The organism is Allomuricauda ruestringensis DSM 13258 (genome assembly GCF_000224085.1).
In the GTDB taxonomy this organism is placed as follows: domain Bacteria; phylum Bacteroidota; class Bacteroidia; order Flavobacteriales; family Flavobacteriaceae; genus Flagellimonas; species Flagellimonas ruestringensis.
In genome coordinates, this window is sequence record NC_015945.1 from 2,886,992 (window position 1) to 2,902,841 (window position 15,850).

At 44.8% G+C, this 15,850-nt stretch carries 12 protein-coding genes; 6 read left to right on the plus strand and 6 right to left on the minus strand.

Going from position 1 to position 15,850, the window contains the following annotated elements:
* The first annotated feature begins 34 nt into the window (after window positions 1–34).
* The 6 genes from MURRU_RS13000 (at window position 35) to MURRU_RS13025 (ending at window position 7,625) form a co-directional block, all read left to right on the plus strand.
* Window positions 35–670 (plus strand): peroxiredoxin, encoded by a 636-nt coding sequence (locus MURRU_RS13000; RefSeq protein ID WP_014033933.1) that lies wholly within the window; start codon window positions 35–37, stop codon window positions 668–670.
* The gene (locus tag MURRU_RS13005) at window positions 667–2,454 is read left to right on the plus strand and encodes an assimilatory sulfite reductase (NADPH) flavoprotein subunit (protein WP_014033934.1); all 1,788 of its coding nucleotides are present in this window, start codon (window positions 667–669) and stop codon (window positions 2,452–2,454) included. The genes MURRU_RS13000 and MURRU_RS13005 overlap by 4 nt, the downstream gene beginning before the upstream one ends.
* Window positions 2,455–2,467: 13 nt before the next feature.
* Window positions 2,468–4,132 (plus strand): NADPH-dependent assimilatory sulfite reductase hemoprotein subunit, encoded by a 1,665-nt coding sequence (locus MURRU_RS13010; protein WP_014033935.1) that lies wholly within the window; start codon window positions 2,468–2,470, stop codon window positions 4,130–4,132.
* A gap of 18 nt (window positions 4,133–4,150) precedes the next feature.
* Entirely contained in the window at window positions 4,151–5,302 is a 1,152-nt protein-coding gene (locus tag MURRU_RS13015) for a trans-sulfuration enzyme family protein (protein WP_014033936.1), read from the plus strand.
* Between the two features lie 90 nt (window positions 5,303–5,392).
* On the plus strand, window positions 5,393–6,682 hold the full coding sequence (locus MURRU_RS13020) for an O-acetylhomoserine aminocarboxypropyltransferase/cysteine synthase family protein (RefSeq protein WP_014033937.1): 1,290 nt from the start codon (window positions 5,393–5,395) through the stop codon (window positions 6,680–6,682).
* 10 nt (window positions 6,683–6,692) lie between these two features.
* Window positions 6,693–7,625 (plus strand): ketopantoate reductase family protein, encoded by a 933-nt coding sequence (locus MURRU_RS13025; RefSeq protein ID WP_014033938.1) that lies wholly within the window; start codon window positions 6,693–6,695, stop codon window positions 7,623–7,625.
* Window positions 7,626–7,843: 218 nt separating this feature from the next.
* Here the strand turns inward: MURRU_RS13025 and MURRU_RS13030 are convergent, their stop codons facing one another.
* The 6 genes from MURRU_RS13030 to MURRU_RS13055 form a co-directional block, all read right to left on the minus strand.
* Entirely contained in the window at window positions 7,844–8,623 is a 780-nt protein-coding gene (locus MURRU_RS13030; protein ID WP_014033939.1) for a DUF4843 domain-containing protein, read from the minus strand.
* Window positions 8,624–8,636: 13 nt separating this feature from the next.
* A complete protein-coding gene (locus MURRU_RS13035) occupies window positions 8,637–10,139 on the minus strand; it encodes a SusD/RagB family nutrient-binding outer membrane lipoprotein (protein ID WP_014033940.1) in 1,503 nt (500 codons plus the stop codon).
* A 9-nt stretch (window positions 10,140–10,148) separates the two neighbouring features.
* Window positions 10,149–13,229: a SusC/RagA family TonB-linked outer membrane protein gene (locus MURRU_RS13040; RefSeq protein WP_014033941.1), complete on the minus strand. Its 3,081-nt coding sequence runs from the start codon at window positions 13,227–13,229 to the stop codon at window positions 10,149–10,151.
* A 501-nt stretch (window positions 13,230–13,730) separates the two neighbouring features.
* Entirely contained in the window at window positions 13,731–14,675 is a 945-nt protein-coding gene (locus MURRU_RS17440; RefSeq protein WP_014033943.1) for a helix-turn-helix domain-containing protein, read from the minus strand.
* A gap of 264 nt (window positions 14,676–14,939) precedes the next feature.
* Complete coding sequence (locus MURRU_RS13050) at window positions 14,940–15,332, minus strand: group III truncated hemoglobin (protein WP_014033944.1); 393 nt, start codon at window positions 15,330–15,332, stop codon at window positions 14,940–14,942.
* Between the two features lie 121 nt (window positions 15,333–15,453).
* A complete protein-coding gene (locus tag MURRU_RS13055) occupies window positions 15,454–15,813 on the minus strand; it encodes a DUF488 domain-containing protein (protein ID WP_014033945.1) in 360 nt (119 codons plus the stop codon).
* Window positions 15,814–15,850: the final 37 nt, after the last annotated feature.

The following is a 15,850-nucleotide window of genomic DNA, read 5'->3' on the forward strand; positions in this document are numbered from 1 at the left end:
GGCCGGCCCTATTAAAAACAATAAAAACAAAAGTATGAGTTTAAAGATTGGAGACACTGCTCCTGATTTCAGTGCGGAAACAACTTTGGGAAAAATTGATTTTTATGATTGGACAAATGGACGTTGGGTCATACTGTATTCGCACCCTGCGGATTATACCCCCATTTGTACCACGGAATTGGGCCGCACCGCCCAACTGAAAGATGAATTTGAAAAACGGAACACCTCAGTGCTGGCCCTTAGTGTAGATGATGTGGAATCCCATAGAGGATGGATAAAGGACATCAATGAAACCGCCAATACCCAAGTCGAGTTCCCCATTATAGCCGATTCGGACAAGACCATCGCGAATGCGTATCAAATGATCCATGAAAATGCATCAAGTTCCGTTACGGTACGCACCGTGTATTTCATTGGACCCGACAAAAAAATAAAGGCGACCATAACCTATCCAGCATCCACCGGACGAAACTTTGCAGAAATCCTGAGAGTTTTGGACTCCCTACAACTGACCTCCGAATTCAGTGTGGGGACCCCAGTGGATTGGGAAGACGGACAAGAGGTAGTGATATCCCCATCCGTGGGGAATGAGGAGATCCCGGAAAGATTCCCAAAAGGACACCGTGAAGTGAAACCGTATTTGAGGTATACCCCGCAGCCGAACAAATGAGTGATACATTGCTAAAGGGTGGTCTGGAAAAAGGTCCTTTTTCCAAGCAACAACTCACCTACCTTGATACATCCCTCAAAAGTCTCAATACAGACCAATTGCAATGGCTTGCGGGGTTTCTTACTTCGTTTTCCCGGATACCAATGGAACGTGTGGCCGATCCGATAGATTCCGTTTGGGTGCTGTACGGAACACAGACCGGAAACAGCGAAAGATTGGCAAAGTTGACCGCGGAACGATTGGATGGGCTGGGTATTGGCAATACCCTGTGCAGCATGGGTTCCTTCAATCCGCGGGAACTTGGAAAGATAAACCAGCTATTGGTGATCGTAAGTACCCAAGGGCTGGGGGAACCGCCGGTAGAGGCCGAAGCTTTCCATAATTACCTTCATGGCAAAAGGGCCCCGTCACTTGGACATATGAAATACTCCGTCCTGGCCCTTGGGGACAGTAGCTATGCGGATTTTTGCCAGACCGGAAAAGAATTTGACAAAGTGTTTGAAGATCTTGGGGGGAAAAGATTTTTCGGAAGGGTGGATTGTGACGTTGATTTTGAGGACGACTATGAAGAGTGGCTCGACGGTGTTCTGAATGAAATGTCACAATCCCATGCCCTTTCCGCCAATAGCATTGAAAAAGCAGTTCCGGAAACTTCTGAAATGGAATTCCGTACCTATGATCGGAAGACGCCATATGAAGCAGAGGTCCTTCAAAAAATCAATCTCAATGGTAGGAATTCAGCCAAAGAGACCCTTCATATTGAACTGGACCTGGGGGATTCACGGATACAATATCAGCCAGGGGATGCCCTAGGGGTCTATGCCCATAACCCGGATGAGCTTATGATGGAGGTAGTGGAGACTTTGGGACTTACTGGTACTGAAAATGTTACATCCCATACAGGAGAAAAATCCCTCATGGAAGCCCTAAAGACGGATTATGAACTGACACCGTTGACAGGGGCCAATGTGATCAGATATGCAAAATTGACCAAAGACCCCCGTTTGGAAAAAATAGTCGATGATAATATGGAACTGTTGGAATATCTGCGTGGTAAGGATGTTTTGGACATGATCAGGGAAACCCCATTCAAATTGTCCGCTGAAACATTTATAACGCTCCTGAGAAAGAACAGTCCCCGTTTATATTCCATAGCTTCTTCAAGTGAAGTGTATGGAAATGAAGTCCATATCCTTGTGTCCACCGTCAGGTACGAGGCCCATGGTCGCAGCAGGGGCGGACATTGCTCCACCTATATGGCGGACCGCATACAGGAAGGGGATCGTATCAGTGTGTTCGTGGAGCACAACAGTAGGTTCAAACCCCCAGTGGAATTGGATGTGCCCATGATCATGGTGGGTGCCGGAACCGGGGTTGCCCCCTATAGATCTTTTATACAACAGCGACAATCGGATACGGCCCATGGTAAGACTTGGTTGTTTTTTGGAGACCGCAACTTCAGTAAGGATTTTCTGTACCAGACCGAGTGGCTCGAATATTTGAAAAATGGGATACTGGCACGTGCCGACGTAGCCTTTTCCAGGGATCAAGAGGAAAAGGTCTATGTCCAGGATCGACTGCTGGAAAAGGGAAAGGAAGTATACCAGTGGTTGGAGGAAGGTGCCTACTTCTATGTATGCGGGGATGCCCAAAAAATGGCCAAGGATGTGAACCATGCCTTGAGGTCCATCATTATGCTGCATGGGGGGATGACCGAAGAAAAAGCCAAGGAGTATATGGATTATCTAAGGGCCGCCGATCGCTATCAAACCGATGTTTATTAATGTAATCTAAGCTATGAGAGAGAATTTAGTGGAAAAACGTTCCAAAGAGGAAGGTATAAAGGACAATAGTGATTATTTGCGGGGTACCATTGCCAAGGGATTGGGGGATCCACTCACAGGGGCCATTGCAGAGGACGATGCCAAACTGCTGAAATTCCATGGTTCCTATCAACAACATGACCGTGACCTAGAAAAAGAACGAAGACAACAGAAACTGGAACCCCTGTATCAATTTATGTTGCGTGTAAGGATTGCGGGAGGGGTCACTACCCCGGAACAGTGGTTGGTCATGGATGAACTTGCCGATCGCTATGGCAATGGTACCCTTAAATTGACCACGAGGCAATCCTTTCAGATGCACGGTATCTTGAAGGGAAATCTAAAGCCGACGATCAAGACCATCAATGAGGCCCTGATGACCACCATTGCCACATGCGGGGACGTCAACCGAAATGTGATGTGCAACCCCAATCCCTATCAATCCAAAATACACGGGCAGGTATATGGCTTGGCCCAAGAGGTGAGCGATTATTTTCAGCCCAAGACAAAAGCCTATTATGAACTGTGGTTGGACCACAAACGGGAAATCGAGGTTCCCGATCAGGAACCATTGTACAAGAAAACATATTTACCGAGAAAGTTTAAAATAGCCTTCTGTATCCCTCCCCACAATGATGTGGATATCTATGCCAATGACCTGGGTTTTGTGGCCATAGTGGAAGAGGGAAGGTTACGGGGCTTTAATGTCATCGTTGGGGGAGGCATGGGGATGACCTTTGGCGACGACAGCACTTATCCAAGATTGGGTACCCCAATTGGATTTGTTGCTCCCGATCAGGTACTCCCCGTGGCAGAGGCCATTGTTTCCATACAAAGGGACTTTGGGAACCGCGTAAACCGAAGACAGGCCAGGTTTAAGTATACCATCGACAACTATGGGGTCGATTGGTTAAAAAATGAACTTCCCCAGCGTTTTGACGGCAAATTGGAAGATACAAAACCCTTCAGATTGACCACCAATGGCGATCAGTACGGTTGGGTAAGGGGAATCGATGGTCATTGGTTCCATACCCTGTTTGTTGAAAATGGAAGGATCAAGGATGCCGAAGGGCATTTCCTGAAAACGGCCATCCGTAAAATAGCAGAACTCGGAATAGGTGATTTGAGACTGACCGGCAACCAAAATTTGATCATTGGCTCCATTCCCGAAAATGACAAGTCCAAAATAGAAGAGGTGTTGAAGGAATACCACGTGCATGAAAAAAAACACATGACGGGACTGCGTTTGGGTTCCATGGCATGTGTTGCCCTGAATACCTGCGGTTTGGCCTTTGCGGAATCAGAAAGATATCTCCCCTCCCTTTTGGATAAAATTGATGTGCTCTTACAGGAGAATGGCTTGGAAGACAGGGCCATCAATATACGGATGACAGGATGTCCCAATGGATGTGCCCGTTCGGCATTGGCAGAGATTGGTTTTATCGGTAGGGCACCGGGACGGTACAATATGTATTTGGGCGCCAGTCACAATGGGGATCGGTTGAACCGATTATATCGGGAGATGCTCTCTGAAGAGGAAATCCTGGCCGAACTTGCCCAACTTTTAAAAGATTACGCCAAAACCGGACTTCCTTCCGAACACTTCGGTGATTATGTGATCCGAATGAAAATTGTTTGATCTAATCAAAATAGTACTATGATGGAGACCCTATGCGTGCATCCAATATATGACCTTCAAGGAGGAGGAAATTCCTTGCTTCCAGATATCAGACCATCGACTGCTTATAGGTATTTGGAGTCCGAAACATTGCAATATCCTGGTTTCCACACCACCTATAACCAAATCCGCCTAGGAGAGGTCATGGCCAAGCTCGAACACGGATCATGGGGATTGGCCCTGAGTTCGGGAATGGCCGCTATAACCACCGCCATCCTCGGATTGGTCAAGGAGGGGGACCATATCATATGTACCCGGGAACTATACGGGGGGACCCGAAAGTTTGCCGAACATGAACTGCCAAGAAGGGGAATCGAAGTGAGTTATGTGGGCAGTTCCCCTATGGAATTGGAAAATGCCATTACCGATAGGACCAAAATCATTTTTATGGAGACCCCTTCCAACCCCTTATTGGATATTTTTCCATTGAAAGCATTTACAGAGGTGGCCAAACAATATGGTTTGACCACCATCGTGGACAATACATTTGCTACCCCGATCAACCAGTTGCCACTCTCACTGGGTGTGGATATCGTGGTCCACTCGGGAACTAAGTTTCTGGGAGGACACAACGATCTCTTTTTTGGTGTGCTTGTGGGAAACCGGGAGTCCGATCGGGAAACCATTTTTAGGACGGCCAAGTTGTATGGCGGGGCGCTGGCGGCCCAGGAGTGTTACCAAGCTGAACGGAGTATCAAGACCTTGGCCCTTAGGGTGGAAAGACAAAATGCCAATGCCATGGCCGTGGCCCAATTCCTTTATGGGCACCCACTGGTGGAAGCGGTGTACTATCCGGGCCTGGAATCCCATTCGGGGCATAAGGCGGCCAAAACCCAGATGACAGGCTATGGGGGCATTCTTTCCTTTAAGCTAAGGGCTTCGGACAACCAGGTGGACAAATTTCTCAGAGCCCTTACCATCATTCAGCCAACATTGAGCTTGGGAGGCGTGGAGAGTATCATATGTGCTCCAAGTGCCACCTCACACAAGGATTTGACACCGGACCAGAGAATGGCTTCGGGGATTACCGCTAATCTTCTGCGGTTGTCCGTCGGTATTGAGGACAAGGAAGATTTAAAAAGGGATCTGGGACAAGCCATGGAGGCTTCGTTGGGCCATCCCAATACATAACCTACAATGAGTAGATAAGAAACAAAAAGAACTGGATTACAGCGTTAGCCATATGATTTACAATTAATATTCATTTATAAAATAATGACCATGAACGATTCCAACATTCAAAAATTTTCCACGAGATCGATACACTCCGGACATGATGTCCAAGCTACTGCGGGTACCAGGGCGGTTCCGATCTATCAATCCACTTCCTATGTGTTCCATGACTGTGACCATGCGGCCAATTTGTTCAATCTATCCGAACCTGGTTATATCTATACAAGACTGAACAATCCCACAACCGATATCTTGGAAAAACGGATGGCAGACCTAGAGGGAGGAATTGGAGCCCTGTGCACTTCCTCGGGAATGTCTGCGATCTCCACAACAATTCTCACCCTTTTGAAATCAGGGGACCACATTGTTGCCTCCAATAGTCTTTACGGCGGAACGTTTAACCTTTTCAATGTGACCCTACCGAGATTCGGGATCAGCACCACATTTGTGGACGCCTCCAATCCGGAAAGCTTTAAAAATGCCACTAGGGTCAATACTAAGGCCTATTTTCTGGAATCCTTGGGCAATCCCAAATTGGATATTCCGGATATTAAAAAAATAGCGGATGTGGCCAAGGGCCTCGCTATCCCCTTTATCGTGGACAACACGGTGGCCACTCCATACTTATTGAGACCTATTGAACACGGGGCCAATATCGTGATACATTCCTTGACCAAGTATATCAATGGGAACGGAACTTCCATTGGGGGTATTATCATCGATGCGGGTACCTTTGATTGGAGCAATGAAAAATTCCCAGAGTTCAATGAACCTTCTCCTGGATACCATGGACTGGTCTATAATGAGCAAATTGGACAAGCGGCCTTTATTGCCAAGGCCAGGCTGGAAGGGTTAAGGGATTTTGGTGCCGCCTTGAGTCCCTTCAATGCATTCCAGATTTTGCAGGGATTGGAAACATTGGGAATCCGTGTAAAAAGACATTCAGAAAACAGTTTGGCCCTGGCCAAATGGTTGGAAACACAAGAAGAGGTGCAATGGGCCAATTATCCCGGTCTGGAAAGTAGCCCATATTTTGAACTGGCCTCTGAATACATGCCTGAGGGTCAGAGTGGTATTGTCACTTTTGGTGTCAAAGGAGGGTTTGATGCGGCAAAAATAGTGGTGAACGGGACGAAATTGTTCTCGCTTTTGGTCAATATTGGAGATACCAAGTCCTTGATCGTACACCCTGCCAGTACCACGCACCAACAACTTAAAAAGGAAGAACAGGAACTGGCCGGTGTTACTGAGGATATGATACGGTTGTCCGTTGGTCTTGAAGATGTGGAGGACCTTAAAAAGGATTTAAGACAGGCTTTTGACCTGGTCAACCATTAAAACACCTATTTTGAATATCCTTGTTTATGGTGTTGGGGGAATCGGTGGTTATTTTGGCGGTAAATTGGCACTTACCGACCATCATGTCACATTTTTGGCCAGGGGAAAACATTTCGAAGCAATACATGAAAATGGTCTGTTGGTCAAGAGTTGGCAAGGTGACTTTACCGTTCGCCCCAATATGGTCACAGATGACGTTGCTTCCATTGAAGTGCTCGACCTGGTGTTGTTGGGTGTAAAGAACTGGCAGGTCCCCGAGGCCATTGAGCATCTGCGGCCCCGTCTTTTGGCGCACACAATAATCTTACCTCTGCAAAATGGTGTGGACAATACCCAAAGAATCACCAAGTTGTTGACATCCGGCCACGTACTGGCCGGGTGTTGCAATCTTATCAGTTACATTGAGGCTCCCGGGATCATTAGGCATGCCCATTTTATCCCCAGTATTACCTTCGGGGAAGTTGATGATAAATTGACCCAACAGGTATTGGATGTCAAGGAATTGTTTGAAGAGGCAGGAATAGCCAATAATATTGCATTTGATATTGAAAAGGAGCTCTGGAAGAAATTCCTGTTCATTTGCCCGATCAGTGGGGTGGGGGCCTTGACTCGATTGCAGATAGATACCATTTGTGCTGCTCCCTATCTATTCAAAATGGTTCGGAATGCTGCTTATGAAATATTGGAGTTGGCCCAGACCATGGGAATTGCATTGTCCCAAAGGGATGTGGAAAGGACACTGGAAACACTAAAAAGCCAAGAGCATATGAACACCACGTCCATGCAGAGGGACATCATCCATGGCAGACCCTCCGAGCTGGAACATTTGACCGGATATGTGGTGCATCAAGCCAGAAAAAGAGGCATCTTCGCGCCCACAAATAGATTGATCTATGAATGTTTGTTACCGTCAGAACTGAAAATACGGGAATCCTTAAACTAAAATTGCAATAAGGTCGGGACTGGATTTAATTATGTTTAAGTTGTTCATCGTGGCCTTTAATCCTGATGAGTTATTTATAGTGTCGCATAGATATTCTTTGTAAATATTTAAGGTCGTGAATGTCCTTAAAACAAATTAGGGAGGCTTTGCCTCCCTAATTTCGATCAAAAAACTAACTAGATTACGTGTAGTACAAGTACAACCCAGCAAGTATTGTTTTAATTTTTGATCAAGATCATCTCCCTATCGGAAAAGAAACCGTCCACCGTATAGAATATGGTAATGTTTCCGGATTCTGGATCTACTGTTCCAGCTCCTGAGTTGGGGATTCCGAAATTACTTGGTATATCTCCGCCTACAACCGTTAAGTTGCCACAGATGTCTGTGATCAAAAATGCAAATTCACTTGTAAATGCATTGTCCCCGCTCACCGAAAAGACTCCTGGACTGACCTCGGTAATGGTGGCCTCCCTTGTCACTCCGTTTGCATAGGTATAGTTTCCTTCGATTTTGGATTCACAAATGGCCTGCAGTGTAATTTCCGTTTTATTGAAATCGGATACCGTCTCAGTGGCACTGTCAATCTGCAAAACCACTTTTTTTGGTGTTAAGGCATCCAGGTTCCCCGAAAAAACCGTAATGGGAAACGTTCCAACTCCCGTTCCACCCGGAATGGTGATTTCCGTTGTGGAAGGCAGTTCATATTCAACCCCTGATTGAGCGGTACTTTCTTCGGTATTAACAGAAACGATGACCTGGACATCAGTGCCCAAAGGAGTTCCATCTCCACCAAGGACGACTATGGGGACCTCTAGGGTGTAAACTGGGTTTTCTTCAGTCTGTAGGAAATTTTCAGTGGAAACACGACTTTCAAACTGTACAATGTGCGGACCTTTTCCAAAGTCTGTTACATCATCATCGAGCAGACATGAGGAAAATAACAACCCCACGGCCAAAAGACTTGCTCCTATCTTTAACTTATTTTTTATCTGATTCATAATTAATTGGGCTTTAATTCCAGAAAGGAGGTTTGGTAAATGCATCCTGTACGGTTTGTTGGGGTACATTATTGGTGTTACGTGCAATCTCAGAGGCAGGATAGAGTAATCTTACAGGCCTTGTTCCGTTGGATTCTGCGGGTACCGGAAGCCCTGTCGGAAATCCTGTCCTGGTTTTTTCTATCCAGAGTTCAATTGAGGATGTCCCATTCAAGGCTACCCATTTTTGGGTGATGATGGCCTCAATCTTGTTTGGTGATGCATCCCACAATACATTTTCAATGGGTTGACTATAATAGGCAGCTGCACTGTTGAGTGGGTCTTCGACACCCAATCGTGAAAAAGACTCGCTGATGGCTGCGTTGTACAACTCCTTGGCCATTGTATCATCGCCAGACAAGTATCCTCTAACAATCGCCTCCGCTTGCAGTAGAAGACTTTCTTCCAAGAGCATGATGGGCTGATCTTGGTCCGCACTGACCAATAAACCAGGACCAACCTTGGAAAGGTCATTGGATGTAAAGCCACTACCGGGCAAGATCGTGGACTGTTCAACACCCTTGAAATCTCCATTGGAGGCTGATTCTGCATACAATCTGGAAATTCGCTCATCGTTGGTGTCCAATAAATAATCAATGGTGAAATCACTGGCAACCGTAAAATCCCCGCGATCGCTTTCCTCTCCAGTCGATGGCAAACGGAAATATCCAAAAAATGGACTTTGTTTGTTTTCGTTGTCGGAATAACCCGGGTTGGCAGAAACGGTCATATCGATGAAACCGACACCATTTTGCTCAATAAGGGCAATTTGCTCGTTGATATAGGAATCTTGGCCTAGATTGCTTAACCGAACCAACATGCGCAATTTTATCGTATTGGCAAACTGTGTCCAAAGGGTCACATCGCCATGGAATATGATATCCTGTGTCCCGGGATCCTCGGCGTTCTCCGGTAAATTTTGGAACATCTCCACAGCTGTTGTCAATGCTGCTATATTGGCTTTATAGACAGTTTCGGCATCATCGTAAACGGGTGTGGTGTTCTCTCCCCTTTGGTTGGCCTCAGTATAAGGGATGTCCCCATAGAGATCTACCAAATATTGGTACTGATAGGCTTTTAATACCAGGGCAATGGCCTTGTAGGTGGTATAATCGACCGCCCCACTGGCATCCTCAAAATGTTGGATATAGGTCAAATTTTTGAATATATCCACATAAGAGGTCTCAAAGACCGTGGAGAAAAAGTTAGAGGTCACATTGTACCTTGAAAAATCAGCATTGGCCGACCAATTTGATGGCGTGGCCCAGTTATAGGCCAGGAAATTTCCCAAATAAGTCATGGTGGTGGCATTTAAATTTGCCAGGCTTTGCTGAGCTACCGGTAAGGTCAAGCTCGGAGTTGAAATAGGGGGGTCGTTCGGATTGTCGTTGACATCCAAAAAATCGTCGCAACCGACAAGCATCAGTAACAGTGCGAACATGGATGTGAACTTTGTTATTGTCATTTGTTTTCTCATGTTTTTTTTTTAAAAGGTTACCGTCAAATTCATACCGTATTGGCGTGTAGGGGGAGTCTGGGACTGTGTACCCACTCCGATTGCGTTGCCAGTGGTAAAGTTGAATTCAGGATCTGTATAGACATTGTCCTTGGGCCTCAGGGTAAATAGATTACGTCCAAATAGCCCAATACTTATATTCTGTACGGATAAACGCTCCAGTACTTTGGGACCAAAAGTGTAGGAAAGTGCAATTTCCCGTAACTTGAGGGTAGTGGCATCGGTCACATAGTTTTCCTTGATATCATTGTAAGCATCCCAAAAAGCATTTCCACCACCTGAGGTAAGTCGGTTCGTATTGGCAACAAAACCACCGTTTCCATCGGAGTATGAGGAGTTCGGGAATACAAAAGGTTGTCTGCCGGATGTGACACTGTGTTGTGTCAATCCCGTAAATTCAAGGGCATTTACAATATCATTGAAGAATACATGCCCGGTCCTATAATCCGCCACAGCATATAATTTCCAGTTCTTAAATTTGATATTGGTGTTCAGACCTACTATGTAATCAGGTGTGGTCTTGCCCTGTATCTGGTTTCGACTGTCCTGAATCGGGTCCCCGTCATCACCTACGATGACACGTCCTTGATCGTCCCTTAGATAGGCCGTTGTGCGAATCTGTGGATAAGGTTGACCAACTTTTGCGATGATCTGGGCGGAAGCAAAGCCACCTATGTCCAGTTCATCCACACCATTAGCCAGGGAAAGCACCTCTGATTTATACCCGGTATAGTTCAGACCAAGATCCCATGAAAAATCTGCAGATTTTAAAACGGTTCCGTTAAGGTCCACCTCCAACCCCATGTTCTCTATTTCCCCTATATTGATCAAACTAGAGGAGGCACCAGAGGCAAATGAGGTATTCACGGGAATTATTTGGTCCGTGGAATTGGTCTTGTAAAATGTAGTGTTCAGGTTCAAGCGGCTTCTGAACAAACTCAGTTCCATGGCAGCCTCTATGGATGTGGTAAACTCAGGGCTTAGGTCCGGATCCGGGTCTCTGCTTGATTGCGACAATCCGGCAGTGGAACCATAGGGAAAGTTGCTCGGTGCAAAGAACGTTCCTTGGGTAGCATATATATCAGGATCGTTACCTGTTTTTGTCACATTGAAGCTGGTCTTTAAGTAATTAATACCCCTTTCACCGGTTATCCCAGGAATGGCATTGGAGACAACAAAAGAAATACCGGCTCCTGGATAAAAGAACGAACGATTGTCCTTGGGCAACGTAGAGGACCAATCGTTTCTAGCCGTAGCACTGAGGAACAGATAATCTTTGTATCCTATGGTCAAATCCCCATATACCCCTATTTTCCTGAACAGTTCCGTACCTTCCCCACCGCCAAGGTCACCTGTCCTAGTTGAAACATTGTAAAAATCGGGAATGATCAAATTGGCACCACTGACACTTATTTCCTTCCTTGTGGTAAGCCGTGTATTGTGACCCAATGTCAATTTGGTACTGATATCCTCTGTAATGTTTTTATCAAATTGAAGAATAAAGTCATTGTTCAACCGAGTGGAATTGATCATAGCATCCTCTGTGCGGGCCCCATAGGGTGCAATCTCCGAATAGGTCTGCTGGAGATGGAATGCATAATCGAAGCCTCCAAATTCCCGTTTGAAATTTTGTGTGCTTCCTGTGTACCCCGTATGTAAAGTGGCGGTCAACCAATCGGTAATTTGGTACGAGGCATTGAGCAGGAGGTTGAACTCTTGAAGGTCCGTTTTTTCCCGTTGTGTATCGATGATGAAATATGGATTTTCATAAAAACGAAAATAGGACACCTCATTTCTGGTGAACCTACCGGTTCTCCAATTTTTCATTTCACTCAAAGGAATGTGCAAAGGCGTGTTCAATACATTCCAATATAAGGGTCGGTCCTGACGTCCACCACTCCCGACCAGGTTGGCATGGGACCTAAAAAAGGATAAATTCCCCCCAATGGTGAACTTGCCATATTCCCGACTGGCCTTCAACCTTGCATTGGTGCGATTGTACTGGTCATTGGGAACTGTACCACTGGTATTGGTTTGATCCAAGGAGAATAGAAAATCACTTGTATCGTCCCCTCCACTGATGGTGATACCATGTCTTGTCGTAAACCCAGTATTGAAAAAATTCTTGTGGTTGTCCGGAATAGGGGTGAAGGGTACCAAGAATACAGACCCATCGTCCAAAGTTTCACTAGCCGCTACCATCCGTCCATCATACCGGGGACCCCAATTCACATTTTCCAAGGGCCAAAGGGTCCCATCCGGAAAACCACCGACCCCAAATTCGTCTTGGAGTTCTGGTAAATAGGCAACGGACTCGAACTGGATGGAGTTGTTATAGGTGAACTGTAATTTTCCCTTGCCTTTTTTGGTGGTGATCACCAGGACCCCATTGGCTGCTTCAGAACCATAAAGCGACGAGGCATTTGCCCCTTTCAAGACACTGATATTGTCAATATCATTGGGATTTATCCTGTCCAATACACCTCTAGAGGATGGAAACCCATCCACAACGATTAAGGCTTCATTGTTCCCCAAGAGGGATCTGTTGCCCCTTAAGACCACACGGGTATTTGGGTTCACACCATTGTTCAAGGTGTTGATCTGCAGACCGGCAACCTTACCCACCATGGCGGTGGCCACATTGACCGCCTTGGTCTGGGTGATCTCGTCATTTTTAAGGTTATCTATCGAATACGACAGTTCCTTGGGGTTTCGTTGGATTCCCAAGGCAGCGGTGACGACCACTTCTTGTAGCGCCTGTGCACTTTCGTTCAATTGTACATCAATGGTGTTCGCATCCGAAACAACGACTTCTGCCGTTTCTTGTCCCACATAGGAGAAAACCAATGTCTGACCTTTTTCCGCATTGATTGCATAGTGTCCATCAAAGTCCGTAAGGGTGCCCTTGGCCGTTCCCTTGACAATGATGTTTACACCCGGTAGCGGTAGCGAATTGTGATCGGTCACCGTTCCCGAGATACTTTTTTCCTGTGCTTGCGCATGGGTGAGCCCCGTAAGAACAAGCAATAGAATAGCAAGTTTAATTCTCATAAATTTTGAGTAGTTTATGTTAGACTAGTTTTATGTACAATGAGGGGAGTAATCAGATGGGTGGAAGAGCTATATTTCAAAAATTCAATAAAATGAAAACAAAGTTTTTCATGAATTCCAAACACTATATACCCCCCTGGCTTTTGTACAGGACAAATGAATAACCGATCAAGATCATTTTGGTTAATCAACATGGAGGTTATCGTATTTCCCGACCCAGCGTAACAAAAATGTAGAAGGACGTGGATCATGGATTTTTGGAATTTTAAATACTTGTTTTTGATAACCACATATTGAACAGATGGAACAATTGCGATTTATTGCTGTCTAATGTTTTAGGATATATAAGGAAGGGATTGATACAGGATCATCATTGTTCCTGCCGTCCGAACCGGACTTTGCAGAAATTGGACAAAACACATTTTAATCAATGAATGATCAAAATATAGGGAATGGTTTACGGGATGATTGCCATACACAAACTACGGGCAGACAAAATGGTTAATGATCACACTCACACTCGCAGCGGTGGGAGATATTTCTTTGGATTTCCCGATACTCCGTGGGTGTACAACCCTCAAATTTCTTAAAGGCCTTGTAAAAGGAAACCCTATTATTGAAACCGGCCCTATATCCAATTTCCGTAACTCCGGAATCGTTGTCCATCCGAAATAGTTTTTTAGCCTCTTGGATTCGAAATCGATTCACATAATCATAAAACCCAAGCCTGTATTTTTGGTTAATGATTTGGGACAAATGGTATCTGGTCACTGAAAGTTTTGTTGCCAGATCGTTCAATGAAAGATTATTTTCCAGATGTGGTTTTTTTTCCAACATTATCTTGTCCAACTTTAATGCCAAATGGTTCAACATTTCCTCTGATAGACCTGAATTTGCATATTTTGTCTTATCAAAATCAATAAAGGAAAAGGTGTTCCTTTCCGGGAAATATCTTTTAAGCACTTCCAGTCCCATATCAAACCCAACAAGTACAAGTGTACCAAACCCATAGGTTGATGCCAGGCTATAGGCCAAAATATTTTGTCCAGGTGTGATGAATGAAAATTCAAGGCTGATCTTGTAATAGGTGATGAATAAAATAATATAAATACCAATAAACTTATAGGCAAACAATCTTTCCTTCAATGAACGGGAGGTTTCTGTAAACTCATAAATCAAAAGAAATGAAAAGATGGTATAGAGCATTATATAAAGCAGTTCAAAGATGCCCAACCAATCGAACACACCTTTCCATACCATCAAACCATGGGGTAGCAAAACCTTAATATAGACCACTGCCAAAAAAAAGGGTGTAAAATGCCCTATGTCTCCCTTCGATAATCTTCCATGAAGCCCCCGTTTCAATAAGATGTGGATAAAAGGACAAAGGAGTAGTGAAAAAAATAAAAGTACTTTACTGAAACCTATGCTTATGGTCAAACCCATGTTCGTATTGTATTCCTGTTAGCATCCGTGGTATCTATGTAAACTTCATCGGTACATCAAAAGCCCTTAAAGGGTATGAACATTTTAGCATTCATGAAAACATGACACCCAGTTTCACAAGGATACCAAAAATTGATATTCGTAATACGTTTGATGATTTTGAAGGAGATCGGTTACAAAACTTCAATGGATTTATTGTTACTGATAGAAAATATGGGTAGGGGAAGAATGATACCCTGTCCCTCTGATCTTGCCCCGATCCTCCTAGCGGTTTTCAAAAATGTTTACGTAAAGCATTGTCGCGATTTTTCTGGCCCGGTTTTTTGCGATCCATGCCCTTTCTCCCTCGAAAAGCTGGTCCAAGGTCTGGAGCCATAGATTGAGCCATTGGCCAAAGTGTTCCATCATCAGGGTTCCATTTATCCTTTTATCGACAGCCTGATGTACCTTAATGGGGTTGCCTTTGTATTTTTTGGCCAGAAATAACTGGGACTCCCAAAAATCGGTCAACAGTTCGAAGTGACTTTCCCAGTCCATGACCATTTGATCGAATATGGGACCAAGCGTCTCGTGTTCCCGTATCTTGCCATAGAAGGTACGGACCAGAAGATCAACATCGTTTCTATCCAAAATATCATGCTTAATTTCTTTTTCCATGGCTTTTATGCATAATGATCATTAAACTTGGTAGGGATCCTACATGGGTTGTCCATTTATCACAATGAACTTCTATTTTACCATCCCATTACTTTTCATAGGTAAATGGATAACCAACAGATCAATAGCTTACCCTTCCCTCCAAGACACACTGTAATACCAGGGCATGGTTGTGTTTGGTGTCCTTCGCACCATAAAGCAAGGTCACATTTTGCTTTTTGGCCTTTCTGGCAATTTCATCCAATACCTCTTGTTTGTCTTCCAGTTCAATGAGGTATTTTTTTGCAAATTCCCAAAATCTATCAGGGTCATGGTCAAACCATTTTCTCAAGTTTTCCGAAGGGGCGATCTCTTTCTTCCAACAATCGATCTCTGCTTTTCCTTTCGACACCCCCCTGGGCCAGATCCGATCTACCAATATACGGTAGCCATCTTTGTTGGATGAGGCTTCATATATCCTTTTGATCTTAATTTTTGACATTTTAATGTGTGCTGAAACCTTATTTTTCAAGTGGTGA

Coding starts and splice junctions, on each gene's coding strand:
- MURRU_RS13015 (WP_014033936.1), top strand. CDS start 4,151: ATGATGGAGACCCTATGCGTGCATCCAATATATGACCTTCAAGGAGGA.
- MURRU_RS13020 (WP_014033937.1), top strand. CDS start 5,393: ATGAACGATTCCAACATTCAAAAATTTTCCACGAGATCGATACACTCC.
- MURRU_RS13005 (WP_014033934.1), top strand. CDS start 667: ATGAGTGATACATTGCTAAAGGGTGGTCTGGAAAAAGGTCCTTTTTCC.
- MURRU_RS13050 (WP_014033944.1), bottom strand. CDS start 15,332: ATGGAAAAAGAAATTAAGCATGATATTTTGGATAGAAACGATGTTGAT.
- MURRU_RS13010 (WP_014033935.1), top strand. CDS start 2,468: ATGAGAGAGAATTTAGTGGAAAAACGTTCCAAAGAGGAAGGTATAAAG.
- MURRU_RS13055 (WP_014033945.1), bottom strand. CDS start 15,813: ATGTCAAAAATTAAGATCAAAAGGATATATGAAGCCTCATCCAACAAA.
- MURRU_RS17440 (WP_014033943.1), bottom strand. CDS start 14,675: ATGGGTTTGACCATAAGCATAGGTTTCAGTAAAGTACTTTTATTTTTT.
- MURRU_RS13030 (WP_014033939.1), bottom strand. CDS start 8,623: ATGAATCAGATAAAAAATAAGTTAAAGATAGGAGCAAGTCTTTTGGCC.
- MURRU_RS13035 (WP_014033940.1), bottom strand. CDS start 10,139: ATGAGAAAACAAATGACAATAACAAAGTTCACATCCATGTTCGCACTG.
- MURRU_RS13000 (WP_014033933.1), top strand. CDS start 35: ATGAGTTTAAAGATTGGAGACACTGCTCCTGATTTCAGTGCGGAAACA.
- MURRU_RS13040 (WP_014033941.1), bottom strand. CDS start 13,229: ATGAGAATTAAACTTGCTATTCTATTGCTTGTTCTTACGGGGCTCACC.